This window comes from Natrononativus sp. DTA114, from assembly GCF_059736515.1.
The window spans coordinates 407,546-432,514 of the sequence record NZ_JCASSN010000003.1; the positions used below are offsets into that span (position 1 = coordinate 407,546).

At 67.6% G+C, this 24,969-nt stretch carries 30 protein-coding genes; 14 read left to right on the forward strand and 16 right to left on the reverse strand.

Annotated features, from left to right (window positions below; genetic code table 11):
• Positions 1-26: 26 nt before the first annotated feature.
• The 6 genes from AC6I6S_RS12100 to dapA are packed head-to-tail and all read right to left on the reverse strand — an operon-like array spanning position 27 to position 5,956.
• Complete coding sequence (locus AC6I6S_RS12100) at positions 27-1,157, reverse strand: M20 family metallopeptidase (RefSeq protein ID WP_497950409.1); 1,131 nt, start codon at positions 1,155-1,157, stop codon at positions 27-29.
• Positions 1,154-2,047: a diaminopimelate epimerase gene (gene dapF, locus AC6I6S_RS12105; protein WP_497950410.1), complete on the reverse strand. Its 894-nt coding sequence runs from the start codon at positions 2,045-2,047 to the stop codon at positions 1,154-1,156. Before dapF ends, AC6I6S_RS12100 begins: the two co-directional genes overlap by 4 nt.
• The gene (gene lysA / locus AC6I6S_RS12110) at positions 2,044-3,432 is read right to left on the reverse strand and encodes a diaminopimelate decarboxylase (RefSeq protein WP_497950411.1); all 1,389 of its coding nucleotides are present in this window, start codon (positions 3,430-3,432) and stop codon (positions 2,044-2,046) included. The genes dapF and lysA overlap by 4 nt, the downstream gene beginning before the upstream one ends.
• The gene (locus AC6I6S_RS12115) at positions 3,429-4,265 is read right to left on the reverse strand and encodes a 2,3,4,5-tetrahydropyridine-2,6-dicarboxylate N-succinyltransferase (RefSeq protein ID WP_497950412.1); all 837 of its coding nucleotides are present in this window, start codon (positions 4,263-4,265) and stop codon (positions 3,429-3,431) included. Before AC6I6S_RS12115 ends, lysA begins: the two co-directional genes overlap by 4 nt.
• Positions 4,262-5,026, reverse strand: coding sequence for a 4-hydroxy-tetrahydrodipicolinate reductase (gene dapB, locus AC6I6S_RS12120; RefSeq protein WP_497950414.1), 765 nt, complete (start codon positions 5,024-5,026; stop codon positions 4,262-4,264). The genes AC6I6S_RS12115 and dapB overlap by 4 nt, the downstream gene beginning before the upstream one ends.
• Positions 5,027-5,956, reverse strand: a complete 930-nt coding sequence (dapA, locus tag AC6I6S_RS12125) for a 4-hydroxy-tetrahydrodipicolinate synthase (RefSeq protein ID WP_497950415.1) — start codon at positions 5,954-5,956, stop codon at positions 5,027-5,029.
• Between the two features lie 328 nt (positions 5,957-6,284).
• Between dapA and AC6I6S_RS12130 the strand changes: the two genes are divergently transcribed.
• Positions 6,285-7,109 (forward strand): M48 family metallopeptidase, encoded by an 825-nt coding sequence (locus AC6I6S_RS12130; protein WP_497950416.1) that lies wholly within the window; start codon positions 6,285-6,287, stop codon positions 7,107-7,109.
• Positions 7,110-7,179: 70 nt separating this feature from the next.
• Positions 7,180-7,677 (forward strand): LabA-like NYN domain-containing protein, encoded by a 498-nt coding sequence (locus AC6I6S_RS12135; protein ID WP_497950417.1) that lies wholly within the window; start codon positions 7,180-7,182, stop codon positions 7,675-7,677.
• A 41-nt stretch (positions 7,678-7,718) separates the two neighbouring features.
• Here AC6I6S_RS12135 and AC6I6S_RS12140 read toward each other — a convergent pair whose 3' ends face one another.
• Positions 7,719-7,892 carry a hypothetical protein gene (locus AC6I6S_RS12140; protein WP_497950419.1) on the reverse strand — a complete coding sequence of 58 codons (174 nt, stop codon included), beginning with the start codon at positions 7,890-7,892 and terminating at the stop codon, positions 7,719-7,721.
• A gap of 127 nt (positions 7,893-8,019) precedes the next feature.
• Here AC6I6S_RS12140 and AC6I6S_RS12145 point away from each other — a divergent pair, with 127 nt between their 5' ends.
• Positions 8,020-8,505 carry a PUA domain-containing protein gene (locus AC6I6S_RS12145; RefSeq protein WP_497950420.1) on the forward strand — a complete coding sequence of 162 codons (486 nt, stop codon included), beginning with the start codon at positions 8,020-8,022 and terminating at the stop codon, positions 8,503-8,505.
• A gap of 21 nt (positions 8,506-8,526) precedes the next feature.
• Here the strand turns inward: AC6I6S_RS12145 and AC6I6S_RS12150 are convergent, their stop codons facing one another.
• A complete protein-coding gene (locus AC6I6S_RS12150) occupies positions 8,527-9,180 on the reverse strand; it encodes a hypothetical protein (protein ID WP_497950421.1) in 654 nt (217 codons plus the stop codon).
• A 152-nt stretch (positions 9,181-9,332) separates the two neighbouring features.
• Here AC6I6S_RS12150 and AC6I6S_RS12155 point away from each other — a divergent pair, with 152 nt between their 5' ends.
• Complete coding sequence (locus AC6I6S_RS12155; protein ID WP_497950422.1) at positions 9,333-9,731, forward strand: nascent polypeptide-associated complex protein; 399 nt, start codon at positions 9,333-9,335, stop codon at positions 9,729-9,731.
• A gap of 1 nt (position 9,732) precedes the next feature.
• The gene (locus AC6I6S_RS12160) at positions 9,733-10,470 is read left to right on the forward strand and encodes a methyltransferase domain-containing protein (RefSeq protein ID WP_497950424.1); all 738 of its coding nucleotides are present in this window, start codon (positions 9,733-9,735) and stop codon (positions 10,468-10,470) included.
• Between the two features lie 79 nt (positions 10,471-10,549).
• Here the strand turns inward: AC6I6S_RS12160 and AC6I6S_RS12165 are convergent, their stop codons facing one another.
• Both AC6I6S_RS12165 and AC6I6S_RS12170 read right to left on the reverse strand, forming a co-directional pair.
• On the reverse strand, positions 10,550-10,858 hold the full coding sequence (locus tag AC6I6S_RS12165; RefSeq protein WP_497950425.1) for a transcription factor S: 309 nt from the start codon (positions 10,856-10,858) through the stop codon (positions 10,550-10,552).
• Positions 10,859-10,912: 54 nt separating this feature from the next.
• Positions 10,913-11,170 (reverse strand): DUF5789 family protein, encoded by a 258-nt coding sequence (locus AC6I6S_RS12170; protein ID WP_497950426.1) that lies wholly within the window; start codon positions 11,168-11,170, stop codon positions 10,913-10,915.
• Between the two features lie 121 nt (positions 11,171-11,291).
• On the opposite strand from AC6I6S_RS12170, the gene AC6I6S_RS12175 reads away from it, so the two are divergent.
• Both AC6I6S_RS12175 and AC6I6S_RS12180 read left to right on the forward strand, forming a co-directional pair.
• Positions 11,292-12,596, forward strand: coding sequence for an MFS transporter (locus tag AC6I6S_RS12175; protein ID WP_497950428.1), 1,305 nt, complete (start codon positions 11,292-11,294; stop codon positions 12,594-12,596).
• A gap of 83 nt (positions 12,597-12,679) precedes the next feature.
• Positions 12,680-13,180 (forward strand): DUF5797 family protein, encoded by a 501-nt coding sequence (locus AC6I6S_RS12180; RefSeq protein ID WP_497950429.1) that lies wholly within the window; start codon positions 12,680-12,682, stop codon positions 13,178-13,180.
• A 27-nt stretch (positions 13,181-13,207) separates the two neighbouring features.
• Here the strand turns inward: AC6I6S_RS12180 and AC6I6S_RS12185 are convergent, their stop codons facing one another.
• On the reverse strand, positions 13,208-14,239 hold the full coding sequence (locus tag AC6I6S_RS12185; protein WP_497950431.1) for a DUF5787 family protein: 1,032 nt from the start codon (positions 14,237-14,239) through the stop codon (positions 13,208-13,210).
• A gap of 99 nt (positions 14,240-14,338) precedes the next feature.
• Between AC6I6S_RS12185 and AC6I6S_RS12190 the strand changes: the two genes are divergently transcribed.
• Complete coding sequence (locus AC6I6S_RS12190) at positions 14,339-14,767, forward strand: RDD family protein (RefSeq protein ID WP_497950432.1); 429 nt, start codon at positions 14,339-14,341, stop codon at positions 14,765-14,767.
• Between the two features lie 64 nt (positions 14,768-14,831).
• On the opposite strand, the gene AC6I6S_RS12195 is transcribed toward AC6I6S_RS12190, so the two are convergent.
• Positions 14,832-15,269 carry a bis(5'-nucleosyl)-tetraphosphatase gene (locus tag AC6I6S_RS12195; protein ID WP_497950433.1) on the reverse strand — a complete coding sequence of 146 codons (438 nt, stop codon included), beginning with the start codon at positions 15,267-15,269 and terminating at the stop codon, positions 14,832-14,834.
• A 101-nt stretch (positions 15,270-15,370) separates the two neighbouring features.
• Here AC6I6S_RS12195 and AC6I6S_RS12200 point away from each other — a divergent pair, with 101 nt between their 5' ends.
• Both AC6I6S_RS12200 and AC6I6S_RS12205 read left to right on the forward strand, forming a co-directional pair.
• Entirely contained in the window at positions 15,371-15,709 is a 339-nt protein-coding gene (locus AC6I6S_RS12200) for a 30S ribosomal protein S10 (RefSeq protein ID WP_497950434.1), read from the forward strand.
• A 64-nt stretch (positions 15,710-15,773) separates the two neighbouring features.
• A complete protein-coding gene (locus tag AC6I6S_RS12205) occupies positions 15,774-17,042 on the forward strand; it encodes an amidohydrolase (protein WP_497950435.1) in 1,269 nt (422 codons plus the stop codon).
• 278 nt (positions 17,043-17,320) lie between these two features.
• Here the strand turns inward: AC6I6S_RS12205 and AC6I6S_RS12210 are convergent, their stop codons facing one another.
• The gene (locus AC6I6S_RS12210; RefSeq protein ID WP_497950436.1) at positions 17,321-18,730 is read right to left on the reverse strand and encodes a geranylgeranyl reductase family protein; all 1,410 of its coding nucleotides are present in this window, start codon (positions 18,728-18,730) and stop codon (positions 17,321-17,323) included.
• A 109-nt stretch (positions 18,731-18,839) separates the two neighbouring features.
• Here AC6I6S_RS12210 and AC6I6S_RS12215 point away from each other — a divergent pair, with 109 nt between their 5' ends.
• Together AC6I6S_RS12215 and AC6I6S_RS12220 are read left to right on the forward strand one after the other, a co-directional pair.
• A complete protein-coding gene (locus tag AC6I6S_RS12215) occupies positions 18,840-19,175 on the forward strand; it encodes a 2Fe-2S iron-sulfur cluster-binding protein (RefSeq protein ID WP_497950438.1) in 336 nt (111 codons plus the stop codon).
• A gap of 16 nt (positions 19,176-19,191) precedes the next feature.
• Entirely contained in the window at positions 19,192-19,491 is a 300-nt protein-coding gene (locus tag AC6I6S_RS12220; protein ID WP_497950440.1) for a hypothetical protein, read from the forward strand.
• Between the two features lie 164 nt (positions 19,492-19,655).
• Here the strand turns inward: AC6I6S_RS12220 and ftsZ are convergent, their stop codons facing one another.
• The 3 genes from ftsZ to AC6I6S_RS12235 all read right to left on the reverse strand — a co-directional run bounded on the left by ftsZ (position 19,656) and on the right by AC6I6S_RS12235 (position 23,343).
• The gene (ftsZ, locus tag AC6I6S_RS12225; protein WP_497950442.1) at positions 19,656-20,789 is read right to left on the reverse strand and encodes a cell division protein FtsZ; all 1,134 of its coding nucleotides are present in this window, start codon (positions 20,787-20,789) and stop codon (positions 19,656-19,658) included.
• A 215-nt stretch (positions 20,790-21,004) separates the two neighbouring features.
• Positions 21,005-22,366 carry a D-aminoacyl-tRNA deacylase gene (locus tag AC6I6S_RS12230; RefSeq protein WP_497950444.1) on the reverse strand — a complete coding sequence of 454 codons (1,362 nt, stop codon included), beginning with the start codon at positions 22,364-22,366 and terminating at the stop codon, positions 21,005-21,007.
• Positions 22,367-22,398: 32 nt separating this feature from the next.
• A complete protein-coding gene (locus AC6I6S_RS12235; RefSeq protein WP_497950446.1) occupies positions 22,399-23,343 on the reverse strand; it encodes a calcium/sodium antiporter in 945 nt (314 codons plus the stop codon).
• A gap of 183 nt (positions 23,344-23,526) precedes the next feature.
• Here AC6I6S_RS12235 and AC6I6S_RS12240 point away from each other — a divergent pair, with 183 nt between their 5' ends.
• Entirely contained in the window at positions 23,527-24,327 is an 801-nt protein-coding gene (locus AC6I6S_RS12240; protein ID WP_497950448.1) for a shikimate dehydrogenase, read from the forward strand.
• Between the two features lie 95 nt (positions 24,328-24,422).
• Positions 24,423-24,959, forward strand: coding sequence for a helix-hairpin-helix domain-containing protein (locus tag AC6I6S_RS12245; RefSeq protein ID WP_497950450.1), 537 nt, complete (start codon positions 24,423-24,425; stop codon positions 24,957-24,959).
• The last annotated feature ends 10 nt before the right edge of the window (positions 24,960-24,969 follow it).

Sequence of the window (24,969 nt, forward strand, 5' to 3'; positions counted from 1 at the left end):
ATCGGCTCGCCGCTTTTCGGTCCCGGCTAGGTAAAAAGGGCCTCGAGCGCTCGCTCTATCGCCGATCCCGCCCCGAGAACGTCCGCTTCTCTGACGTACTCCCGCGGTGCGTGGGCGACGGCACCCTCTTCGTCGGCCAGCACGCCCGGCCCGAAGACCACCGTCGGCGCGTACTCGGCGAAGTAGGAGGCCTCCGTCGCGGCGGTGAACGGCCGGATCGATCCACCCGAGGCGGCCGCCAGGGTGTCGACGATTTCGGCGTCCGCGCCCGTCGCCCAGGCCTCGAGAAACGGCGTCTCCCGTTCGGTAAAGGAAAAGTCGACGTCCACGTCGTCGGGGACTGCCGCCTCGAGGTGGGCGAGCAACGAGTCCCGGAAGACGGCGGCCGTCTCCGGCGGGACGCTCCGCCGGTCGATCGTCAGGGCGCAGTCCGCAGGGACCTGGTTGGTCGCATCGCCGCCGCGGACCACCGTCGGGGTGAGCGTCGCCGCCCCGAGATCCGGATGCACCGACGCGTCCGCCCGGTCGTCGAACGTCTCGAGCGCCTGTAGGACCGGCGCGAGCGCCGACACGGCGTTCGTTCCCGACTCCGGTTCGGCCGCGTGGGCGTTCGCTCCCGCGAGATGAATCGTCCCCTGGAAGCGCCCCTTCGCGGCGGTGCAGACGTCGAGGTTCGTGGGTTCGCCGACGACGACCGCGTCCGCGCGACGGACCGGCGAGTCGGGACCGGTTACCAGGGCGTGTGCGCCGGTCGAGAGCACCTCTTCGTCGGGTGTCACTGCGAGCGTGAGCCGATCCTCGCCGGGGTCGACCGCGAGGAAGGCGGCGAGCAGCGCCGCGAGCGGCCCCTTCGCGTCGCAGGAGCCGCGACCGCGGATGACCGACGCGGAATCGTCGCGCTCGAAGGGGACGTGGGGCGACACCGTGTCGATGTGCGTGTTGAGGAGGACGTGGGTGCCGTCGACGTCGGCGTCGCCGTCCGAACCGCCGCCTCGAGTCGCCACCACGTTTCCCGCCTCGTCCACTGCGGGGACGACGCCGTGGCGCTCGAGGGTTTCACACAGGAACGCGCGCATCGGGTCGATGTTCTCGTGGGAGGGGAGTTGGACGCCGGCCTCGAGGAAGGCGATCGGATCGAACCCCTCGGATCGACTCACGATTCGACCAGCGGCGGCAGCGAGCGAACCTCGCCGTCGAACTCGTGTTCGACGGGACCGATCAGAACGGCCCGCCCGCGGGAATTGAACTCGACTCGGAGGTTGCCGCCGGGTGGCCGAAGGTCGACCGAATCGGTTTCGACCAGCCCCAGTCGACGGGCGACGGCGGCGATGGCGACCGCGCCGGTGCCGCAGGCGTCGGTCTCGCCTTCCACGCCGCGCTCGTAGGTTCGCTGGCGGAAGCCGCCCTCGCCGTCGGGGCTCGCCAGGTTGACGTTGGCGCCGTCGAGGAACCGGTCGGCGTGGCGGATCGGCGGCGCGACGGACTCGAGGTCCACGTCGTCGATAGCGTCGGGTGCGACCCGACTGACCCCCGACTCGAAGAACTCGTCGGGAACGTCCTCGACGAACGCGACCGCGTGGGGAACGCCGGTGTCGACCGCGCTGACCTCGAGGCCCTCGATCTCTTCCTCGAGAACGGGGTCGCTCGCGATGACCGGGATCCGTTCGGGTTCGAACCTCGGGGCCCCCATCTCGACGGCGATCTCGCCGTCGTCGGTCCGACTCGCCCGGCGGGTTCCCGCCTGGGTGTCGATCATCACCGCGTCGCTGCCGGTACGGCGCATCGCCCACTCGGCCGCACACCGGGCGCCGTTGCCACACATCGCCGCGGTCCCGCCGTCGGGCTGGACCAGCGTCATCACGACTCTCGGGGGTGTGAACTGGGGCTCGAGGGCCAGAAAGAGGACGCCGTCGGCGCCCACGCCCTCCTCGCGGTCGCACTCGCGGGCGGCGAGCGCGCCGCGGTCGGGGACGCGTTCGGTCGCGTCGATTATCAGAAAGTCGTTGCCGGTGCCGTGGTACTTGTCGTATGGTACGTGTCCGTTCATGGTCGTTCGATCCTCGGTTGCGCGTTTCCCCCCGTTTCCCCCTCGGTCGGTTCTCGTGCGGTTCGTTCCGGCCTCGTGACGTCGGCTACCGTCTCCCGCAGGCGGGAGAGGCGAACGTCGCCGTCCTCAGCGACAACGGAGGCGGGACGGGGCCGGGAGTTGTAGTGGTTCGCCATCTCGTAGCCGTAGGCCCCCGCGTTGCCGATCGCGAGGACATCGCCTCGCTCGCTGTGAGGGAGCGGCCGGTTCTCACAGAAGACGTCCGAACTCTCGCAGATCGGGCCGGCGACGGTCTGGGGGGTCGTCTCTCGTTCGTCGGCGTCGTCGGCGAGGTTCCGGATCGGGTGGGCGGCATCGTACATCGCGGGCCGGAGCAGCGTCGTCATGCCGGCGTCGGTTCCGACCGCGAGCGTGTCGCGGGCCTCCTTGACGGTGTTCACCCGGGTCAGGAGCACCCCCGCGTCGGCGACCAGGTAGCGACCGGGCTCGATCGTCAACCGGGCGTCGACCTCGCCGATAGCGGTTCGAGTCGCCTCCGCGACGGCCTCGAGCTCCAGCGGCTCTTCGTCGTCGCTGTAGGGGACGCCGAAGCCCCCGCCGACGTCGACGAACTCGAGCTCGCCCACTTCGCGCGAAACGGTTCGCGCGAGCTCGCCCATCCGCGAGACGAACTCCCGGTGGGCCTCGAGCTGGTCGACGGAGACGCCGGAGCCGACGTGGGCGTGGACTCCGACGACGTCGAACCCGCGGTCGGCGGCGTCGGCGAGGACGGAGACGGCGCGCTCTGCGGGGACGCCGAACTTCGCGGTCGCGCCCGTTTCCACCTTCTCGTGGTGGCCGGCGCCGACGCCGGGGTTCACGCGGAGACAGAGCCGGCCGTCGTAGCCCCGTTCCTCGAGTCTATCGATCGTATCGTCGGCGCCCGCGGTGATCGTCAGTTCGGGGTACTCAGCGGCGGCTTCGACGGCGTACTCGAGGTCCCTGCTCGGCGGGTTGACCGCCGTGTAGTGGACGCGGGAGCCGTCCGCGCCTGCGCCGTCGGGGCCTTCTGGAACCGCCTCGGCGGCCGACAGCGCCCGTTCGAGTTCCCCCGCGGACGCACATTCGAGCCCCGTACCCGCGTCCAGCAGGGTCTCGAGGGCATCGCCCAGCGCGTTGGCTTTCACCGCGTACATGATCTCCGCGTCGGGGAACGCCGCCTCGAGGCGGGCGTAGTTCTCCCGAACTCGATCGAGGTCGAGAACGTACAGCGGGGAGCCGTAGCCCGCCTCGAGTTCGCGCAGGGCGGCGGCGTTCCAGTCGGCGAGCCGGCGGACCGGCGGATTGTCGCCCTCGCGTGCGGCGGGCGGGACGTCCGCGTCTCCGCTCTCGTCGTCTCCGCTCACGACCTGAGCACCTCCTCGCGTTCGGTCGCTTCGAGGGTGCGGTCCTCGAGAGCCGTCGCGACGACCGCGGGCTTGTATGCGCCGCCATCGAACAGGTCGTGGTCGCCGATCGAGGACTCGACGAACCGGGTGAACGCCCGCCGCTCGGCGGGGAGTTCGCCGTAGATGACCTCCTCCTCGACGAGGTCGTACACCGGAATCCGGGGCGTCAGCAGGGTGTTCTCGCCGACGACGCTGTCCTCGCCGACGACGAACCCGGAGGTGACTCGGCAACCGGCGCCCAGGGAGACGCCGTCCTCGACGACGACCGGGGCGGACTCGACGGGCTCGAGCACGCCGCCGATCAGCGTGTTCGCACCCAGCTTCACTCCGCGTCCGATCTGGGCGCAGGAGCCGACGGTGTCACAGGAGTCGACGAGCGTGCCGTCGCCGACGGACGCCCCGATATTGACGAACGCTGGGCTCATCAGGATACAGTCCGACCCGACGTGGGCGCCCCGCCGGACGACGGTGCCGTCGGGCGTGTTTCGGGAGCCGCGGCCGCCGTAATCGGCGGTGTCGGCCAGCGGGAGCACGTCGTTGTACGCGACGCCGCCGTACTCGCGGGCCTCGGTGTGGCGCAGGCCGAAGTTAAGCAGGATTCCCTGCTTGACCCACTCGTTGGCCTCCCAGGCGCCGTTTCGGTACTCGGCGGCGCGGATCTCGCCGGCCTCGAGGGCGTCCAGAAACGCCTCGAGGGTCGCGAGGTCGTCCTCGCCGACGCTGCCAGCGTCGACGTCGTCGGCTTCGTAGCGGCTCCACAGTTCGGAGATGTCGGTTTCCAGCGTACTCATGCGTCTACTACCTCCTCGAACCCGTACCAGCCCGCCTCTCGGCCGGCGAGCCAGACCGCGGCGTCCACCGCGCCGGCTGCGAACACCGCACGGTCCTCCGCGCGGTGGGTCAGCCGGATCTCCTCGTCGTTGCCGGCGAACAGAACCTCGTGTTCGCCCGTGACGTTCCCGGCGCGAACCGCGTGGACGCCGATCTCGCCCCTCTCTCGGGGGTCGTCGCCCTCGCGGCCGTGGGTGCGTCCCGAAAAGTCGCCGTTCGCTTCGATCTCCGCGAGCAGTCGGTTTGCGGTTCCGCTCGGAGCGTCGCGCTTCCCGCCGTGGTGGGTCTCGATCAGTTCGACGTCGTAGCCAGGCACCTGCCGGACGATCTCGCCGACGACGTTCACCAGCGCCTGCACGCCGCGGGCGAAGTTCGGTGCGTGGAGGACGGGCGCGACGTCGGCGGCGGCCCGTAGTTGCTCGAGCCCCTCGTCGTCGAAGCCGGTCGTGCCAGTCACGAACGCGACGCCCGCGTCCGTACAGGTCTCGGCGTAGCCGACGGCGGAGTCGGGACCGGTGAAATCGATCACCGCGTCGGGGTTGCGCTCTCCCACCAGCGGCTCGAACTCCGCCGCCGACTCGAGTTCGACGCCCTCGGCCACGTCCTCGGTCGGTGCGCGGTTCACCGCGAAGACGAGCTCGCAGTCTGTGCGGTCGCGAACGGCAGCGACCACTTCCTGTCCCATCCGCCCGGCGGCGCCGGTGACGCCGATCCGTACCATCTACTGATCCCCCTCCGCGGGGACGTTCGCGGCCTCCGACGAGGGCTCGTCGAGCGCGTCGAGGACGGCCTCGAGCCCCTCGCGATACTCCGCCGAGAGCCGCGAGAGCGGCGGGCGGAGCCTCGCGGGACCGTAGCCCCGGATTTCCATCGCCTCCTTCACGGGGATCGGGTTGGTCTCGACGAACAGCTCCCGCATCAGCGGGCCGAGTTCGTGGTGGATCGCGCGGGCGCGCTCGTAGTCGCCCTCGAGGGCGGCGCCGACCATCGCGACGGTGCGCTCGGGTTCGACGTTGGCGGCGACGCTGATCGCCCCGCTCGCGCCCACCGAGAGCATCGGCAGGGTGAGCGCGTCGTCGCCCGAGAGCACCGAAAAGTCGGCGTCGGCGGTGCGCTCGACGATCTCGCCGATAACGCCGAGGTCGCCTTCGGCGGCCTTGTAGCCCGCGATGTTCTCGTGTTCGGCGAGGGCGACGACCGTGTCGGGTTCGATCGTTTGGCCGGTTCTCGAGGGGACGTTGTAGACGATCTGGGGGACGTCGACGGCGTCGGCGAGCCGCCGATAGTGCTCGAGCAGGCCGCGCTGTTCGGGCTTGTTGTAGTACGGCGAAATCAGGAGCAGGCCGTCGGCGCCCGCGTCGGCGGCGCGTTCGGAGAGTTCGAGCGCCTCTCGCGTGTTGTTGGAGCCGGTGCCGGCGATGACGGGAACGTCCGAGACCGCGTCGACGACCGCCTCGACGACGCGGACGTGTTCGTCGTGGGTGAGGGTGGCGGACTCGCCGGTGGAGCCGACGGGGACGAGGCCGTCGACACCGGCCGTCTCGAGTCGCTGTGCGTCGGCGCGGAGCGTTTCGAAGTCGATTCGTTCGTCGGCGTCGAACGGCGTACACATCGCCGGGAAGACGCCGGTGAGGTCGAGGTCGTGTGTCATTGTGAGTTGGTGGTTTGTCTACGGGGTATGGTGAGTCCGGAGCCGGTTCCGGGAGCCAGTGCAGCGTGCGAGCGGAGTTGCGCCCGAAACGGGGATGCTACCCCCGCAACGAGCACTAATACACGCGTTTTTTGGCTGTAAAACGAGGTTTAGCCCCGCCGCTCGTGTCGGGTGAGCCGACGACGGAAGCGACGTGGCGCATATGGGGCAAAGGGAACCGGATCCTCTTATTCGTTCCGCCCCGCGGCAAACGCTGCCGAAAGGTGCGTGCCACGCCGCCGCATAGCGTTCCGCGTCATTTATGCCATCTTCTGACTAATATCAGGGCATGACAGACTTCGGACTCAAAGTTCGGATGGCGATCGTCGGCACCATCCTGTTCGCCTTCTACATCGGGGCGGCGACGGTGCTGGCGCTCATGTTCAACGTAAACGTCTTCCTGGTCGCCGGCGCGGGGATCATCATCCTGCCCGCGTTCCAGTACAAACTCGGCAAGTGGATGGCGCTCAGGGGGGCCGAAGAGATGCCCGAGGAGGGCCCCTACCAGGAGGTCCACATGATGACCGAGTCGCTCAGCCGCGATATGGGCGTCAAAAAGCCCAAACTGATGGTGATGGACATGGGCGTCCCCAACGCCTTCGCCGTCGGCCGGAAAGGTGCCGGCGTCGTCTGCGTCTCGACGGAGCTGATGCAACTGCTCTCGCGGGACGAACTCGAGGGCGTCATCGCCCACGAGATCGCCCATATCAAGAACCGGGACGTCATCACGATGGTGATCGGCCAGTCGATCGGGATGCTCGTCGGCTACGTCGCCTACTTCGCGGTGCTGTTCGGCGGCGAGCGCAACATCGGGACGTACATCATCGCCATCGCGGCCTCCTCGATCGCGAACATGCTCGTGATGATCTTCGTGCTCGCCATCTCCCGGTACCGCGAGTACGTCGCCGACGACGACGCCCGCCAGGCGATCGGCAGCGGCGACCCCCTCGCGCGCGCACTCGAGAAGATCTCTCAGGGTGCACAGGGTCGCGAGTCGAAGATGGACGACAGCATGAGCGCGCTCTGCATTCTGAACGTCGACAAGAGCGTCTTCGCGAAGCTGTTCTCGACCCACCCGCCGACCGAGAAGCGAATCGAGAAGCTCCGCAGCTAAGCTCACTTCGCTGTTTTTCATCGACGCGCCGAGGGAAGCCGTTTTGAGGGTTGCGCACACAGTCTCCGCCATGACTGAAATCCACCCGGGCCAGCGCGTGGCCATGTTAGTCGACGCGCAGAACCTGTATCACACGGCTCAGAGCATCTACAGTCGAAACATCGACTACTCGTCGTTACTCGAGGAGGGGGTCGACGGCCGCCAGCTGACCCGCGCGATCGCCTACGTGATCCGGGCGGATTCGCCCGAGGAGGAGAGCTTCTTCGAGGCGCTGGTCGATATCGGCTTCGAGCCGAAGATCAAGGATATCAAGACGTTCTCGGACGGGACGAAGAAGGCCGACTGGGACGTCGGGATGAGTCTCGACGCGGTGACGCTCGCGAACCACATCGACACGCTCGTGCTGTGTACTGGCGACGGCGACTTCTCGCGGCTCTGCTCGCACCTGCGCCACGAGGGCGTCCGCGTCGAGGTGATGGCGTTCGAATCGTCGACCGCCGAGGAACTCATCGACGCGGCGGACTCGTTTCTCGACCTGGGCGAGGAGTCGGATACCTTCCTGCTGTAACGACAGAATCCGCAACCGTGTGTGTCGCCTCGAGTGCTGACTCAGGGGCGAAGATCCGAAACGGTACCGACCAGTAACGCACCGCCACCGAGAAGCAACGCGGCCACCGAGAGCAAGGAGACGACGTAGCCGGAGTCGATCACGGCGGGGCCGGCGAACGTCAGACTGCTGATGCCGAGGAGTGCGATCCCGAGGGCGACTTGCGTTCCGTCCATTCGACTGACGGTATCCGGTCGATGACTATAATTTTCCTGGTTTTCGAACTCGAATGGTAGTTGCTGTCACGACGCGCGGACCGTCGAGGTCGAAGCGCTTTCCACCCGTCGCCGACAACCCCGAGCAATGAGCGGCGAATCCGACCCGGGGGGCGAGCGCGCGAACCTTCGCACGATTGCGGACTATCAGTTCGGCGCGGGAGCCGGCGCGGCGTTGTTCCCGCCGATGGAGAGCCCGACGATCAAGCGGACCTCCTCCGGTCGTCCCCAGCAGGTCCACGCCGACGACGGCCGACTCGTCTCCTTCGGGACCGACGGCCGGTTCACGCTCGGCCTCGAGGGCGGCCGTCGACTCCGGGATACGCTCGAAACGTCGGCCTACCGGGTGGTCGTCGACGACGAGAGCGAACCGTTCGTCCGCGACGGGAAGAACGTCTTCGCGAAGTTCGTCCTCGAGGCGGACCCCGAAATCCGACCGGGCGACGAGGTGATCGTCGTTCACGAGCGCGGCGACCTGCTCGCCGTCGGACGGGCGGAGCTCGACGGGGACGCGATCCTCGAGTTCGAGACGGGGATGGCGGTCCACGTGCGCGAGGGGGCCGGCGAGCGGTAGCCTCGGCTTCCCACCGCCGGACTACCGTCTCGCCAGGAGCACCTTCTTCCCAGGGCGATCGGGGCGGTAGGGCCGACTCTCGACGTCGTATCGAGGCTCGAGGATCGAGCGCAGTCGCTCGGCGGTCGCGCCGCGGGAGGGATGGGTCTCGCAGACGACCGTGTCGGGATACGCTCCCAGGTTCTCGAGGATGCTCACCTCCGCCCCTTCGCAGTCCAGGACGAGCGCGTCGGTACCGCCGATCGCCGACGGGTGAACCCTCGCCGCGGCGTCGGCGTCACCGTAGACGTCGATCCCGTCGCCGACGAGCGCGTGGCGGACGACGATCGTCCCGTCGCCGACCAGGTTCGCCTCGAGCGTGCGCCGCCCCAGTTCGATCATCTCCGCGGCCGCCTCGTAGGCGATCACGGCGTCGGCGCCCGCCTCGAGGCAGTGGACCGTCGAGACGCCTCTGCCGAAGCCGACGAGTTCGACGCGGTCGCCGCAGTCGATTCCCGCCGAAATGGCGTTCATCAGCCCGGCTTTGTACGCCGGCACGTCGACGGTCAGATCCAGCACCGCGGCGTCGTAGACGGCGACGCCGGCGAGCAGCCGGTACTTCCGCGGGAGGTGGTCGCGAACGGTGCGGTTGTACACCGTTCGCAACGCGTCGGCACCGCCGGGTATCGAGATCATCGGTGAGTGGGATACTCTCGACAACGAGTGCAATGAAGCGATCCCTGTCGTATTCAGGTCGCCGCCCTCACGTCGACGCGTGGCCTCGAGCCACGGCCCCGCTAACGCCGGTGTTCGGTAGCCTTTTTGCCGCGGGTAGCAACGTACTGCGTATGTTCGGAGGAGGCGGCGGACTCAACCCGCGAAAGATGGAACAGATGATGAAACAGATGGGGATCGACGTCGACGAACTCGACGCCGAGGAGGTCATTATCCGCACGGCGGACCACGACATCGTCTTCGACAGCCCCGACGTCACCAAGATGGACGCCCGCGGCCAGGAAACGTACCAGGTCATCGGCACCCCCGAGGAACGCGAGCGCGGCGGCGCCGGCGGTGCTGCGGGCGCGGACGCCGACGCGGGCGCAGGCGGAGCAGGCGGTGAGGCCGAAATCCCGGACGACGACGTCGAGATCGTCGCGATGCGAACCGGCGTCAGCGAGGACGAGGCGCGGGCAGCGCTCGAGGAGAACGACGGCGACCTCGCCGCGGCGGTCGAGGAACTCGAGTAGAGTGACGGATCGACGACTCCTGCTCGTCCGCGAGGACCGCGAGTTCCTCGTCTCACCGGGCGAGGAGATGGGGACGGATCTGGGGGTGCTCGAGGTTCCGGAAGACGCCGAACCCGGCGATACGATCGAGACGCATCTGGGCGAAGCGTTTCACATCCGCAAACTGCGCGGGCCGGACCTCTTCCACCAGTTCGAGCGAACGGGTGCGCCGATGGTACCCCGCGACATCGGTCTCGTGATCGGCGAGACCGGGATCGGCGTCGGCGACCGGGTGCTCGACGCGGGCACCGGCACGGGCGTGCTCGCGGCGTCGATGGCCCGGGCCGGTGCGTCGGTGCTCACCTACGAGCGAAACGCCGAGTTCGCCGACGTCGCTCGCGAGAACATGCACCTCGGCGGCGTCTCGGAGTCGGTCGAGGTCCGGACGGGTGACGTTCGCGACGACCTCGACTCCCTCTCCGAGCGCACCTTCGACGTGCTCACCCTCGATACGGGCGACGCGCCGGCGATGGTGTCCCACGCACCCGAACTCCTGGCCGACGGCGGGTTCGTCGCCGTCTACAGTCCGTTCGTCGAGTCGACTCGCGAGGTCGTCGAAGCGGCTCGAGCGGCGGGGCTCTCGGGGATCCGGTGCCGGGAAACGATCCAGCGGGCGATGGACTTCGACGAGCGCGGGTCGCGGCCGTCGACGGCGCCCGTCGGCCACACCGGCTATCTGACGATCGCGCGAAACGAGTAGACGCGTTTTTCAGTCCGTCGTTTCACCGGAAGCGGTGGTCGCTGCCGTACGCACTCTCGGAGTGTCGCGTAAAATTTCGCTAGTTGTCGTCCTCGCGCCACTTGTACTCGCACTCGCTGCAGATGAAAAAGCGCGTCTCGGACTCGTCGGCCGAGCGGATCTGCTGCATGTACCAGTAGGCCCTGTCGTTACCACACTCCGGACACCGGGCGTCGGTTTCGGGCAGCGACGTCTCCTCCGACGATTCGATGACCTCCGTGGCCTCCTGGTCCTGTGTGACGGTGTACTGGTCCGTGTTCCCTTTCGGTTTCGTAGAGCCACAGCTTCCACAGACCCAGCTGCCGTTCTCCGCTTTCATCATCGAACCGCAGTCGTCGCAGAACTCCATTGTGCCCGGAGTAGGCGGTCCGGGGGACTTAAACGGTGCGTTTGCCCCCGGCGGCTAGCCCTCGCCCTCCGACTGGTACGGCTCGCCGACGGCTTCCCGTGGGAGGACGTTGTACAGACTGTCTTCAAGGTCGTCGGCCGACTCGAACGACTCGCTTCTCATCCGCTCGAGCAGCGAACCGAGGTTCTCCTCGCCGTCGGCGAGCAACAGCGTGACGTCGTCGAGTTCTTCGGCCGCTTCGGCTCTCGAGAGCGGATACGAGAGACCCTCGAGAACGCCGTTGACCCGGCTGAGCTTGACCTCCTCGTCCATACTCGAGGTTCGACCGCAATCGTCTTGTAGCCCGCTGTCCGCTCGGAAGACCGTCCGCGAGCGCGTCATTTTCGATTCGAAATCGTCATTCGTGCGGGCCACGCAGACGTCAGTAGTCGAGATGGTCTCCGAACTCGTGAGTCGCGTGGCCGCTGCCTTCGCCGTCGACCGACGGGTGCTCGCGCTCGCGTTCGCGCGGATGGCCGACGGCGTCGGCAACTCGTTTCTGATCGTCGTCATCCCGCTGTACGTCGTCAGCGACGTCGTCGGCGGCGCCACGTTCGGCCTGGCGGAGGCGATGATCATCGGGATCATCCTCTCGCTGTTCGGCTTTCTGAACAGCATCTGCCAGCCGTTTACGGGCCGGCTCTCGGATCGCGCCGGCAAGCGAAAGCTGTTCATCCTGGTCGGTCTGGGCGGGCTAACGGTGACGAACCTCGCGTACGTGTTCGCCGACAGCTACGCCTCCCTGGTGCTCATCCGCGGACTGCAGGGGGTGAGCGTCGCGTTCATCGTCCCGACCTCGATCGCGCTCGTCAACGAACTCGCGACGAGCGAGGACCGCGGCGGCAATATGGGCGTCTACAACACCTTCCGGCTGGTCGGTTTCGGCGCCGGTCCGGTCGCCGCGGGGGCGGTCGTCAACGCCGGCCCATACGCGCTCCCGCTCGCGGACGGGATCACGGTCAGCGGCTTCGACGCGGCGTTTTACGTCGCGGCGATCACCGCTACACTCAGCTACCTCCTCGTCACTGCCCTGATCACCGACCCCGAAACGACGCAGGCGAGCGCGGGCGACGACCTGGCCATCGCGGTTCGGGACCCCTCGGGACGGAACCTGCTCGATCCGACGTTCACGCTCGGGGTCGCGACGCTGTTTATGGCGACCGGGATCGCCCTGTTCGCGACGATTCAACCGCAGGTCAACGCCCGCCTCGAGCAAGGGGCCACCTGGTTCGGTCTCCAGTTCGCCGCCTTCGTCATCGCACAGATCCTCCTCCAGACGCCGATCGGGCGGGCCTGCGACCGCTACGGCCGGCGCCCGTTCATCGTCGCGGGGATGGTGTTGCTGGTGCCGACGACGCTCGCCCAGGGGTTCGTCCTCACCTCCGAGACGATGTTCGCCGCCCGCCTGCTCCAGGGTGTCGCGGGCGCGATGGTGTTCGCCCCCGCGCTCGCCCTGGCCGGCGACCTGGCGGGCGAGGGCGAGTCCGGCACCAAACTCTCCGTGCTCACGATGGCGTTCGGCTTCGGTATCGCCGTCGGCCCGCTCACCTCCGGGGCGCTCGTCGGCTACGGCTTTCACGTCCCGTTCGCCTTCGGGGCGGCGCTGGCAGCCGTGGGTTTCGTCCTCGTCTACACCCAGATCGAGGAAACCCTCGAGTCCCCGGCGCCATCGCCGGTTCCGGGCGTCGGCGACGACTGAATCGAGGATGACGGACGATTCGGGCGCTACTCGAGGCGTGACGTAACGCAGAAATACCGCATTCACGTACGATCGGACAGACGATGACGCTCTCCGAGGAGGCCAGTGAACGGCTGGCAGACGTGGTTGAATTACAGCCGACGAAGAACGCGGAGCTACAGGACCGCTGGGGGATGGAAAGCGGCAGCGACGTTCACCAGTATCTCGAAAACGAACTCGGGGACTACTACTTTCGCGACGACAACAGCCTGATACGGGCGACCGCGGAAGCGGCGGAACTGGTCGACGTCGAACCCGGCGTCGAACTCACCGACGACGAGGGGCCGCCGTCGCGGATTCGCGTCCCGGAGCTTCAGGCCCGAATCGTCGAGGTGCTCGCGGGGCCGGATGAGGAGTCCCAGAGCGTCGTCTCCGTCCTCCACAGCCTCCGGGAAGCGTTCGAGATCGATCCTGCGAGCGAGGACGTCCGCTCTGGCCTCCAGAGCCTCCGCCGGAAGGACGTCGTCGAGGTCGAGTACCGAACCGTGCCGACGTTCCGGCTGGCCGTCGACCGCGACGACCTCGAGGTCGAGATCTCGGGCTGAACGGCCGGTTCCGCGCCACTCACTGCGTTACGGTCCCGGCCGCCGGTTCCGCCGTCGCGTCTCGAGCAGCCGTTTGCATCGCTTGCCGGGGCCGCCCTCGATCGGCCAGCCACGGGTTCGCCAGGCGGGCGGTTCTGGCTCGAACGCCGGACACGAACCGGAACACTCGCTCGCGGTCTGACAGCGCCCCTTCTCCGCACACCACGGGAGTAACTGGTCGCGGGCACGCAGTTCGAAGTGTCGACAGTCGGGGCGCATCGTGTCGACGAACGACCGCCAGCCCCGCTCGTAGGCGCGTTCGGCGATCTCGAGGCGGGTCCGGGCTTTCTCCCCCGGGTCGACGTACTCGAAGCGGGCGGCGGAGGCGTCCCTGGCGCCGCCGGAGGGGCGTTCAGTGATGCGCGTTCCGGGCTCGTCCGCGGCCAGTGTGCGGGGGTACCACGCGACGTCGGCCTCGAGCGCCTCGGGCTCGAGGGCCAGGATACCAGCCTCGACCGGCAGATCCTCCAACAGCGCGGGCTCGACGCGACCGCCCGTTTGCCGGGTGGCGACCCAGACCTCGTCGGCCAGCGCCACCGCGACGTCGTACTCGAGTTGCGGCCCCAGGACGCGGGCGGCGCTCGCGTCGAGATCCGGCTTGTTCTCGATGGCGATCACCCGGCGGAGCCAGTCGGGATAGGGCCACTTCCGCCGGATTTCGATCCGGTTGCCGCTTCTGCGAGTCTCGAGGACCTCTCGCTCCGTGAGTTCGTGAATCGTCTCTCGGACGTACCGCCAGGGGTAGCCGGGGTACGGGAGGACGTCACGGTAATAGGTCCACTCCTCGGGTGCGTACTGGAGCACGTCGAGGGCGTTCCCGTCGAGTCGCTTCGGACCGAACCGGGCGCGCTTCCGGAGGGCGTCGGGATCGCACTCGAGGACGATGGTGTCCCAGCGGCGGCGTTTCGTGCCGAGTTGGCGGGCGACGAACGCCTCGCTGTCGCTCGCCGGCCGCCAGTGGCGTTCCGCCCATCGACAGGTTCGAAGTTCGAAGCCGAACTCGGATTCCGCCGTCGTCACTGACCCCTGGTACGGACGGGAGCGGCAAGTGTACGTCGGTCCTCGCGTGAGTGTTCAACACCGTAATATATATTTACGTCATCTCGAAATCACCCGGCTATGGACAAACATCCGGCCCCGCGAAAGGGGACCGAAGGTGACGCCGTCCTCAAACGGTTCGCCGCGTTCATCCTCGACAGTATCATCCTGATGATCGTTGCGTTCGCGATCATCCTTCCCGGGGCGCTCATCGGGGAAACCGTGGCTGCACTGTTCGCGCTGGTCGCAGTCGTCGTCTCGCTCGTGTACGTGTTCATACTCGAGGGGCTCTACGGCTACACGCCGGGGAAGTACGCGATGGGGCTGGTCGTCGTCAAATCCGACGGCTCCCCGTGTACCGTCGGTGCGTCGGTGATCCGGAACCTGCTGTTGATCGTCGACCAGCTACCGTTCATGTACCTCATCGGGATCGTCCTGCTGTTCGTCACCGACAAGAGCCAGCGTGTCGGCGACCTCGCCGCTGATACGGTCGTCGTCGAACGGGCGTAAGCTGACGAAACCGGCGGCTCTCACCGCCGTGATCTGCCGTTTTCGAACCGCCTCTTCGAACCCGCTAGATTTCGCCCTCTGTCTCGAGTTCGTCCAGGTACTCGTGGGCCTGTTCCAGGATCTCCCGGGGGCCGTCCTGGGTGACGGTGTTGACCGCCTGCTCGTAGTCGCGCCACTGGAGATCGCGGTGTTCGTTCGAGAGTTCTGCACTCGCTTCGTAGGATTTCGCCACGAAGAGGTGAACGGTCTTGTGGATCGTCGTGCCGTTGGCCTCGAAGACGTAGCTGTAGTCCTCGCGGAAGCCGTCGAGTAGTCGGAACTGGTCTATACCTGCCTCTTCCTTTATTTCGCGGATCGCCGTCTGCTGAAGTTCTTCGCCTCCTTCGACACCGCCCTTCGGAAACTCCCAGTCGCCCGGGCGGCTCTTGAGTAGAAGATACTCGCGCCGGCCCCGCGTGTCGCGGAAGAGGATTGCGCCTGCGCTCGTAGCTTCGACTGCCATTACCCCAGATACCGCGTGGGGAGTTAAGAGAATATCGGACTGTTCGTCCGCCGTGACACCATCTCAGCAGGTTTTTACCGCGCGACCGTGGATACGTCACCATGACCTTCGTCACTCGCCTCACGCTCCAGAGCGGCGATCGAGCCGCTCTCGACGCCGTCGTCGAGGATATCAAGTCGGCCGCCGAGCGAAAGGGTGCCGTACTGAAGGGGCCACACTCGCGTCCCCCCGAACGACTCTCGGTCCCCCAGCACAAACGCCTCCACGCCGACGACGACCGCCGGTATTCCTCCTGGGAGTACACCGTCTTCACCCGCGAACTCGAGATCCACGGCTACGACGAGTTCGCCCGCGGGGTCGCCGCCCGGCAGTTCCCGTCCTCGTTGCACGTCGAAGCCGAGGTCGAGCAGATCCACGGCATGGGCCGAGGGCGCAACTGAGCCGTCAGCCGGTCGAGGCCGCCGGTTTCGGCACTTCTTTTACGGTTTCGTCCCTGGCACGAATATGAACGGCGACCTGCAGACCCTGCGTCGCGAGCTTCACCGCAAACCCGAACCCGCCTGGCGCGAGTTCTACACCACAGCACGAATCGTCGAGGAACTCGAGCGAATCGACCTCGACGAACTCCACATCGGCCGCGAGGCCATCGCCGGTGACCACCGGATGGGCGTCCCCGACGACGCCGAACTCGCCGAGTGGTACGAGCAGGCTCGCAGCTACGACGTCGACGAGGCGGTCCTCGACTCGCTCGAGGGTGGCTACACCGGCGCCGTTGCGGTGCTCGAGCGCGGCGACGGCCCCACCGTCGGCCTCCGCGTCGACATCGATGCGCTCCCCCGGCTCGAGTCCGACGACGACGACCACACCCCCACCGCGGAGGGCTTTCGCTCCGAACACGAGGGCGCCATGCACGCCTGCGGCCACGACGCCCACGCGACGATCGGGGTCGGCGTGCTCGAGGCGGTCGCCGAGAGCGATTTCGAGGGGACGCTGAAGGTGTTCTTCCAGCCCGCGGAGGAACTCGTCGGCGGCGGGAAGTCGATGGCCAAGAGCGACCACCTCGCGGACGTCGACTACCTGCTCGCGACCCACATCGGCCTCGACCACCCCACCGGCGAGGTCGTCGCGGGCGTCGACGGCTTTCTGGCGGTGTCGCACCTCGAGGCGACGTTCTCCGGCGAGCCCTCCCACGCAGGCGGGCGACCGGAGGAGGGACGGAACGCGATCCAGGCGGTCGCGACGGCGGTCCAGAACCTGTACGCGATCCCGAGAAACTCCGGCGGCGCGACCCGGATCAACGCCGGAATCGTCGAGGGCGGCAGCGCCGCCAACATCATCGCCGAGGAGGCACGCCTCGTGGCCGAAGTTCGCGGCGAGACGACCGAACTCATGGAGTATATGGACGAAAAGGCCCGGAACGTCCTCGAGACGGCCGCCGAGATGCACGACTGCGAGGTCGAGTTCGAAACCGGCGCCGAAGCGCCCAGCGCGACGAGCGATCAGGCGATCGTCGACGTCGTTAGCGAGGTCGCGGCGGGCGTCGACGGCGTCGAGACGGTCCTCGAGCGCGACGACCTCGGCGGGAGCGAGGACGCCACGTACCTGATGCGGGAGGTCCAGCAAAACGGCGGGAAGGCCTGCTACGTCGGCGTCGGCACCGATCACCCGGGCGGCCACCACACTTCGACGTTCGACGTCGACGAGGCGAGCATCGGTCACGGGATCGAGGTGCTCGCGGGTGCGATCGAAGAACTGAGTCGCGAGCGGCCGTAGAGCACCCGATTCGTCGTACCCGAATCGATCGAGACCGTTCAATTGTTTCTGGACTCGAGTCTACATTACCAAACAGCGGTGGCCGCGTGACTCGGGGGAGGGCAGGCTCCCGATATTGACCGTGAGCGAAGCCGCAGGCTGAGTGAACAGGCCGACGACCGATGTGAGCGAGCAAAATGAGCGAACGGAGGGAGGAGTGCTTTTGGTCCAGCTTTTACCGAGGGACGTTACGACGGCTTGGAGCCGTCGTGACAGACCGTAGTGTAAAAGGTGGGTGGCTAGTATTTGGGGTCCGCTCCCGTCGTCTCGTACACCGACTCCATCAGGTCGTCGCGCTGGCGCTGCCAGTGTTCGAGCGCGTCGGGTCTCGAGGGGTAGCCCTCGTACTGCTCCAGGATTTCGTCCGCGCGCCGCTTGGTCTGGTAGAGGTTCCAGATGGTGCCCCAGTGGCCGCGGCTCTTGAGCAGGGCCTCGAGCTTGAGCTTCATCCCGATGTCCGTACTTCCCGAATAGAGCGCCTCGGCGAGCTTGTCGCCGGGCATCGCCGCGAGCAGCCCCATCAGATCGTCGACGTCGACCGCGGTCGAGAGGATGTTGTAGACGTCGAGGGCGGCGTAGCGGGCTCCGTAGTGATCCATCACGCGCTCGTTGTACGCCCAGAGGGCGTGCTCGCTGACGTCCCCCGTCTCGATGGCCTCGATGGCCTGCTCGCCGGCGTACTTGCCGGCGTAGGCCGCCCCGGCGATGCCGCCGCCGGTGGTGGGGTTGACGTGGCCCGCGGCGTCGCCGACGGCCATGAAGCCGGGGGCGACGGCGGAGTCGTAGGGCCGACGGGTGGGGAGGGCGGCGCCGAGTTTGTTCTCGACGCGCGCGCCGGCGAACTCCGGGCGGTCCCGGAGGTCGCGTTTCAGGTCCTCGACGAGTTTCATCGGCTCTTCGTTCATCTGGAAGCCGAGTCCAGCGTTGATTTCGGTCTCGGTGCGCGGGAAGTACCAGAGGTAGCCCGCCGCGCGCTCGGTGGGCTTGAACACGAGCGCGTCGGACCACTCGACGGGCTCTTCGACGTGGACGATCTCGCGGTAGGCGGAGCAGAACTGCGAGTAGGTGACGTTGGTGTCGAACGTCGACTCCGAGAAGTCGACTTTGTCCTGGAGCAGCGAGAGCGAGCCAGCGCCGTCGATCACGATGTCGGCCTCGTACTCGAGCGGTTCGCCCCGACGCATCGCTTTGACGCCGGTGACGGTGCCGTCGTCGTCCTGGATGACGTCCTGGACGACGGTGTCGTAGTGGAACTCCGCGCCGGCGTTCGCGGCGCCCTCGATGATCAGCCGGCCGTACTCCCAGCGGTCGATGACGGCGAGTTCGCCGGGGACCGGAATCTCGAGGACGGTGTCCTCCTGGGGGATCTCGAAGCGGCCGTGATCGACGCCCGTGTTGGTGAACGCCGGCTGGATCTGGTCTTTGGGGATCGCCTCGGGGAAGGCGTCGGCGCCCTTCAGCGCGTCGCCGCAGGCGATGTGGCCGGCCTGCTCTTCGGTTTTGCGTTCGATGACGACGACGTCGTACCCCGCCCGCGCGATGGTCGCCGCGGCGTAACACCCTGCGGTTCCCGCGCCGACGACGGCGACGTCGGGGGACCGGGTCGAACCCGCCGCCGTCGCGTCGGTCGACTGCTCCTGGAGACTCATACCGCGTTCTCCTCGCCCGGACAGGAAAACGTTTTATGAACAATCTGTCGCCTTGCAGGGGCCACAACGTGCATAAAAAGTAAAGTCAGGGCTCTTCGTAGCCGACGCTATGACAGAGTACACGGTCGAGTTCGTCGGGACCGACGAAACCATCACCTGCTCGGACACGCAGACCATCCTCAGTCGGTGTCTCGAGGCGGGGATCGCCCAGGAGTACTCCTGCCGGGTCGGCATGTGTCTGGCCTGCTCGGCCGAGATCCTCGAGGGGGAGGTCACCCAGCCGGCGGCCCGCGGGCTTACCGAGGAGGAAGCCGAACGGTACGCCCTGACCTGTATGGCTCGGCCGCAGTCGGATCTGAAACTCGAGCGCGGCGTGTATCCGCCGAGTATCGAAGCCGACCTGGAGACCGAGGGGTCGGGCGACATCGCAGCCGCCGACGATTGAACGCTACTCAGTTCGTATGTCACGTTCCCCTGACTCCCTCGAACAACCCACGCCCGACCGGTCGACCGACACGCCCGAACCTGTCGAACAGCCCATTCAGGAGGACGAACGGCCGGATTCGATCCAGGACGCCGAGCCGCAGTTCGTTTCTCCGCCATCCCAGGAGCGGTTGTTCCTCATGGCCACGCTGTCCGCCGTCATCGGGTTCGGGCTCTACGTCGGAGTCCAGCCGGAGAGCGGTGGCCTCGTTCTCCTCTGTTCGCTCGTCGTCCTGCTGGCGCTGCTGGCCGTCGACGGCTATCAACAGCTCCAGTAACCGATCGAAGCCGTTCCGTTTCTTCTCACGGACGTTTCAGCCGCTTTCGGTGGCTCGAGAGTGTTCCGCTCTCTGCAACGGACAGCGTTCGGTATCCGCATCGCTCGGGACGATTCCACCTCGTGTCGCCCGACAAACGTAGCCCCGCGTCTCTCCGGCCGCGGTCAGTCGACGAAGTCGATATCCTCGCCCTGGGTCTGGACGGCGGCTTCTCCGTCCGGCTGACCGTAGATCTGGGGCGACTCGACGCCGGTGACGACGATCATGGTGCGCATGCTGCCCTCGAGGGACTCGTCGATCGAGGTCCCCCAGATGATGCGTGCGTCGGGGTCGATCCGGTCGTAGATCTCCTCGACGACGCCCTCTGCCTCCTCGATGGACATGTCGTTGCCACCGGTGACGTTGACGAGTGCGGAGCTCGCACCCGAGATGTCGACGTCGAGCAGCGGCGAGCGGAGCGCCGTTTTCACGGAGTCCTTCGCCTTCGCCTCGGAGTCGGACTCGCCGAGGCCGATCATGGCGACGCCGCCCCGTTCCATCACCGTGCGGACGTCGGCGAAGTCCAGGTTGACGAGGCCGGGTTTCGTGATCAGTTCGGTGATCCCCTTCACCGAGCGCATCAGCACTTCGTCAGAGACTTTGAACGCCTGCTTGACGGGCAGTTTTCCGACCGAATCGAGCAAGCGGTCGTTGGGAACGACGATCACGGTGTCGCTCACGTCGCGCAGGCGCTCGAGGCCCGCCTCGGCGTTCGTCCGTCGGACCTCGCCCTCCGCGGTAAACGGCGTGGTGACGATCGAGATGGTGAGCGCGCCCGACTCGCGGGCGGCCTTGGCGACGACGGGCGCCGAACCGGTGCCGGTCCCGCCACCGAGGCCCGCGGTGACGAACACCATATCCGAGCCGTCGATGGCGTCGTAGATGTCCTGCTGGCTCTCGAGGGCGGCCTCCTCGCCGACCTGCGGGAGCGAGCCGGCGCCGCGACCGCCGGTCTTCTGCTCGCCCATCAGGATCTTCGTGTCGGCTTCGATCTCGACCAGGTGCTGGACGTCGGTGTTCGCGGCGACGAGTTTCGCGCCGTGGATCCCCTCTTCTTCCATCCGGTTGACGGTGTTACCGCCGGCACCGCCACAGCCGACGACGGTAATGTCCGTCTGGAGGTCCTGAAGGACGTCCGCAAGTTCGTCGTCGGTCATCGTTCCGGACGGGTTCCCGCCGACCGTATCCCCCTCGTCGGCGAACCCCTCCGGATCCCCCTCTTCGGCCTCGTCGATAGCGTCTTCGACAATGGAGTCCATTCGTGGCCCACCATAAACGATGCAGTATTATTATCTTTCCCCTACTCGGCCGCCGTCGCCTGGAACTATAACGAGATATTACCTATCCGTGGACGTATGGCAGAAAAATAGAGCAAGCTGCCGGGTATGCAACGATTACACCCACATCGATGGCAACGACTGCAGCTGTCTCTTCACCAAGTGGGAGGGGGACGACCGGCATACGGCCCTCCCACTCAGAACGAGAACCGGTGCGTCCGCTCGGTGCTGACGTCGTCCGGCACGATCGTGTCGCCGTCGACGGTAACCGCGGTTCCGTTGGCGAGCGCGCCGAACTTCGGCCCCTCGGGGACGCCCGCCTCACGGGCCAGCGAGGGGTCGAACGCTGTGCGCTCGGCGACGACCTCGTCGTCCGCCACCGTCACCCGCTCGTACTTCGAATCGAGGACCGCCGCGAGCGCCTCGACGAGCACCGTTCGGACGTCGCTCGAGGAAACCGCCGCTCGGCCGCCGATACGACTGCCGCCGTTTTCGGTTTCGAACGCGATCGTGTGTTCCTCGAGGGCGTCACGAACAGCATCGGGGTCACAGCCCTCCGCGGCGGTGACCAGGTCGCTCGGTAGGCTGACGACGCACAACGACTCCGCGGGAGACCCATCGTCGCCGGCCGCCTCGCCGAAGCGGACCCCGTCGTCGACGCTCCCGAGTTCGGCCTCGACGGCGTCGACCAGTTCGCGGGGTCGGTCGCCGACCTCGCGAAGCCACGTCTCGCCGACGACGCGGTAGCCGAGTTCCTCGATGACTGCCTCGAGTTTCGGGCGCTCGTCGTCGATCACCGCGAGATCGGTCCCGCTCGTCTCGAAGGCGCGGGCGATGATCTCGCGGTGGTCGCGAGGGGCGCCCATCGCCTCGAGCGCCCAGTCGGCGCCGACGTGGCCGACGGCCCACGGCGTCTCCCGGACGATGCGGGTGAAGCGGGGGACGTAGTGGGTGCCGCCGAAGCCGACGAACTGCTGTGGTCGATGAGCCTCGGCTCTCCGGAGGTCGAGAATCGCTCTGGCGACGGCCTCGGCGCCGCCCGGATCGTCCCACTGTTCGTCGTCACTGCCCAGTTCGGCAAAGAGGGAGGGACAGCCGACCTCGGTGGGGCCGTGGTGGGTACACTCGAGGCCCGTCTCGTACTCCTCGGGGGCGTGTTCCTCGAACGCCTCGAGCAGCGCCGAGAGGGCGTTCGGACAGGTCTCGGCGAGAGAGCCGTCCTCGCCACCGAACTCGGCGGGGCCGAAGTTACCGGTGAAGTGGCCGGTGAGGAGCGGGCCGGTGTCCCCGGAGTGGCGGGAGGCGAACACCAGGAACGCGGGGTCGCAGTCGAAGGCGTCGGCGGGCGCCTCGAGGTCGAGGTGCAGGTCGTCGAAACTGCGGAGTTCCGCGCCGTCGGTTCGATAGTAGGTGCCGCCGCCCTCGGCGTCGGGGCGGGCGTCGTCCTGGAACTCGTCCCACTCCGCGAGGTTCCGGAGGCGGTCGCAGACGTGACTCGAGGCGCGGTCGGCGCGGCTTTCGACGATCGCGATCACGGGCGGCGATACACGGTCGGCCACCGAATAGACTCCGTTTTTCCTCGAGCCGTCGCTCACGGAAACAACAGGTAGAGAAAGACGACGTAGCCACAGACGAGCACCGCGCCGTCGACGCGCCCCAGTTCCCTCCCGCGGGCCATCATCCCGACGAGCAACAGGGTGAACCCGACCATGACGGGAAGTTCGAACCGGAGGGTGCTCGGGGCCACCTGGATCGGCACGACAATCGCGACGATACCGAGAACGGCGAGAATATTGTAGATGTTCGAGCCGACGACGTTGCCGATCGAGAAGGCGGTTTCGCCGCGGAGCGCGCCGACAACGGAGGCCGCCAGCTCCGGCAGCGAGGTCCCCAGCGCGAGCACGGTGAGCCCGATCACCAGATCGGGGACGTCCATCGCCGACAGCAGCCCGACCCCGCCGGTGACCAGCCAGCGGGAGCCGACGACGAGCGCGAGCAGCCCCGCGAGGACGAGCGCGACGGCTCGTGCGGAGATCCCGTTGTTCGCGTCGGGGCGGTCCGTTGCGGGTGCGGGGTCGGCGTTGACGTAGTACAGCAGGTAGACCGTGAAGCCGGCGAGAAGGAGCAAGAAGAGCGCGCCCTCGAGCCGGCCGATCCGGCCGTTCGCGCCGAAGACCAGCAGGAGGATCGCCGCGAGCAGCATGAAGGGGACGTGTCGGCGGAGGACGACCGGCGCCACCTGGAGCGGACGGATCAGCGCCGCCACGCCGAGGACGAGGCCGATGTTCGCGATGTTCGAGCCGACGATCGCGCCAAGGCCGATGTCGCCGGAGACGTCGAGCGCGCCGATCGTGGCGACGAACAGTTCGGGAGCGGTCGTCGCGAGGGCGATCACCGTCACGCCGACGGTCGCCGCCCGCAGGCCGAGGCCGAGGGCGAGTCGGCCGGCGCCCGCCACCAGGAGTTCCGCGCCGCCGTAGAGGGCGGCGACGCCCGCGAGGAGCAGCAGTACGTACAAACCGACGCCCTCGAGCATGGGCCGACGTTGTCCCGAGACCGGCATAAGCCGTCCGGGTTCGGTCCGATCGGCGAGGACGGATGGCCTGCGGGCACCGCTGGAGGCGGAAACGCTCTCGAGGGCGCCGGTACAGACTGGATCGACTCTCGAGGGCGCTGCCGCGGGCGGTTCGATTATACCGTCGCCGTTCCGATAGCGGGTATGGACGTCTACGGTCTACTCGGCAACCCCGTCGGTCACTCGCTGTCGCCGCCGATGCACGAGGCGGCGTACGACGAACTGGGACTCGAGGCCCGGTACGTCACGTTCGAACCCGAACCCGACGACCTCGAGGCGGCGCTCACGGGGGCGAACGCCCTCGGGATCGCGGGGCTGAACGTAACGATTCCGTTCAAGCGCGATATCCTCGTTCACGTCGATCCCGACGGTCTCGCCCGCCGGATCGGCGCGGTCAACACGATCGACTTCTCGGGAGCCGCACCCACCGGCCACAATACCGACGCCGCGGGGGCGACCCGCGCGCTCCGGGAGCACGACGTGGCCCTCGAGGGGGCGAGCGCCGTCGTCGTCGGCGCAGGCGGTGCCGGCCGCGCCGTCGCGTTCGGCCTGGCCGACGAGGGGGCGGACGTGGCGATTGCGAACCGCACTGTCGCACGCGCACGCGGCCTGGCCGAGGAGGTGCCCGGGGCGACGGGCCACGACCTCGAGTCGGTGGCGGAACTGCTCGCGGGCGCGGACCTGCTGGTGAACGCGACCAGCGTGGGGATGGAAGAAGACGCGTCGCCGGTTCCTGCCGAGGCGCTGCACGCCGACCTCGCGGTGATGGACGCGGTCTACCGCCCGCTCGAGACCCGACTGCTTCGGGACGCCGCGGCGGCCGGCGCGACGACGGTGGACGGCGCCTGGATGCTGCTCTACCAGGGAGTGGACGCCCTCGAGCGCTGGACCGGTGAGCGGGCGCCGGTCGCGGCGATGAACGGGGCGCTTCGGTCACGCCTCTGACGGTTTTGGCGCCCGAGGCGGCGCTACGGCGCCGTTTTGGCGTCGCTCTCGAGGATCAAACGACTTTAGGCCAATGACCGCACTACCTACGGGTAATGGCAATCCTCCAAAAGCTGAAATCGTTGCTGGGGATCGACGATTCAGAGTCGGAGCCACGGGAGTCTCGAGACGTCGGCGTCACCGTCGAACGCGAGCGAACGACGCCGGACGAGCCATCCGCCGAGCCGGAACCGTCCGCCGAACCGGAACCCTCGGGCGCAGCGGAGTCCGAGGACGACGAGGCGGAGCCTGCGGGCGACGAGGCGGCGGCCGCCGGCTCGAGCGCCGCGGCCTCGACCGATTCGATGACCGAGCCGACAGATGAGTCCGAGTCGGCCGCCGAGCCCGCCGAGGCGACGGGACCGACGGCGACCGACGCGGTCCCGGAGGCCGAGAAAGAACCCAACGAGGTCCAGAGCGAACCGGTGAACTCGATCAAGGGGATCGGTCCCGCCTACGCCGACCGGCTTGCTGCCGAAGGTGTCGAGACCGTCAGCGACCTCGCAACCGCCGACGCGGCGGCGCTCGCGGCGGGAACCGACATCTCCGAGACGCGCATCCAGGGCTGGATCGACCGCGCGAAGGTCCGGTAACTCACCGCCC

Coding starts and splice junctions, on each gene's coding strand:
- AC6I6S_RS12170 (WP_497950426.1), bottom strand. CDS start 11,170: ATGGACGAGGAGGTCAAGCTCAGCCGGGTCAACGGCGTTCTCGAGGGT.
- AC6I6S_RS12210 (WP_497950436.1), bottom strand. CDS start 18,730: ATGAGTCTCCAGGAGCAGTCGACCGACGCGACGGCGGCGGGTTCGACC.
- AC6I6S_RS12205 (WP_497950435.1), top strand. CDS start 15,774: ATGAACGGCGACCTGCAGACCCTGCGTCGCGAGCTTCACCGCAAACCC.
- AC6I6S_RS12155 (WP_497950422.1), top strand. CDS start 9,333: ATGTTCGGAGGAGGCGGCGGACTCAACCCGCGAAAGATGGAACAGATG.
- AC6I6S_RS12220 (WP_497950440.1), top strand. CDS start 19,192: ATGTCACGTTCCCCTGACTCCCTCGAACAACCCACGCCCGACCGGTCG.
- AC6I6S_RS12215 (WP_497950438.1), top strand. CDS start 18,840: ATGACAGAGTACACGGTCGAGTTCGTCGGGACCGACGAAACCATCACC.
- dapA (WP_497950415.1), bottom strand. CDS start 5,956: ATGACACACGACCTCGACCTCACCGGCGTCTTCCCGGCGATGTGTACG.
- AC6I6S_RS12195 (WP_497950433.1), bottom strand. CDS start 15,269: ATGGCAGTCGAAGCTACGAGCGCAGGCGCAATCCTCTTCCGCGACACG.
- AC6I6S_RS12135 (WP_497950417.1), top strand. CDS start 7,180: ATGACTGAAATCCACCCGGGCCAGCGCGTGGCCATGTTAGTCGACGCG.
- dapF (WP_497950410.1), bottom strand. CDS start 2,047: ATGAACGGACACGTACCATACGACAAGTACCACGGCACCGGCAACGAC.
- AC6I6S_RS12130 (WP_497950416.1), top strand. CDS start 6,285: ATGACAGACTTCGGACTCAAAGTTCGGATGGCGATCGTCGGCACCATC.
- AC6I6S_RS12145 (WP_497950420.1), top strand. CDS start 8,020: ATGAGCGGCGAATCCGACCCGGGGGGCGAGCGCGCGAACCTTCGCACG.
- AC6I6S_RS12115 (WP_497950412.1), bottom strand. CDS start 4,265: ATGAGTACGCTGGAAACCGACATCTCCGAACTGTGGAGCCGCTACGAA.
- AC6I6S_RS12175 (WP_497950428.1), top strand. CDS start 11,292: ATGGTCTCCGAACTCGTGAGTCGCGTGGCCGCTGCCTTCGCCGTCGAC.
- dapB (WP_497950414.1), bottom strand. CDS start 5,026: ATGGTACGGATCGGCGTCACCGGCGCCGCCGGGCGGATGGGACAGGAA.
- AC6I6S_RS12180 (WP_497950429.1), top strand. CDS start 12,680: ATGACGCTCTCCGAGGAGGCCAGTGAACGGCTGGCAGACGTGGTTGAA.
- AC6I6S_RS12200 (WP_497950434.1), top strand. CDS start 15,371: ATGACCTTCGTCACTCGCCTCACGCTCCAGAGCGGCGATCGAGCCGCT.
- AC6I6S_RS12190 (WP_497950432.1), top strand. CDS start 14,339: ATGGACAAACATCCGGCCCCGCGAAAGGGGACCGAAGGTGACGCCGTC.
- ftsZ (WP_497950442.1), bottom strand. CDS start 20,789: ATGGACTCCATTGTCGAAGACGCTATCGACGAGGCCGAAGAGGGGGAT.
- AC6I6S_RS12150 (WP_497950421.1), bottom strand. CDS start 9,180: ATGATCTCGATACCCGGCGGTGCCGACGCGTTGCGAACGGTGTACAAC.
- AC6I6S_RS12240 (WP_497950448.1), top strand. CDS start 23,527: ATGGACGTCTACGGTCTACTCGGCAACCCCGTCGGTCACTCGCTGTCG.
- AC6I6S_RS12165 (WP_497950425.1), bottom strand. CDS start 10,858: ATGGAGTTCTGCGACGACTGCGGTTCGATGATGAAAGCGGAGAACGGC.
- AC6I6S_RS12245 (WP_497950450.1), top strand. CDS start 24,423: ATGGCAATCCTCCAAAAGCTGAAATCGTTGCTGGGGATCGACGATTCA.
- AC6I6S_RS12235 (WP_497950446.1), bottom strand. CDS start 23,343: ATGCTCGAGGGCGTCGGTTTGTACGTACTGCTGCTCCTCGCGGGCGTC.
- AC6I6S_RS12140 (WP_497950419.1), bottom strand. CDS start 7,892: ATGGACGGAACGCAAGTCGCCCTCGGGATCGCACTCCTCGGCATCAGC.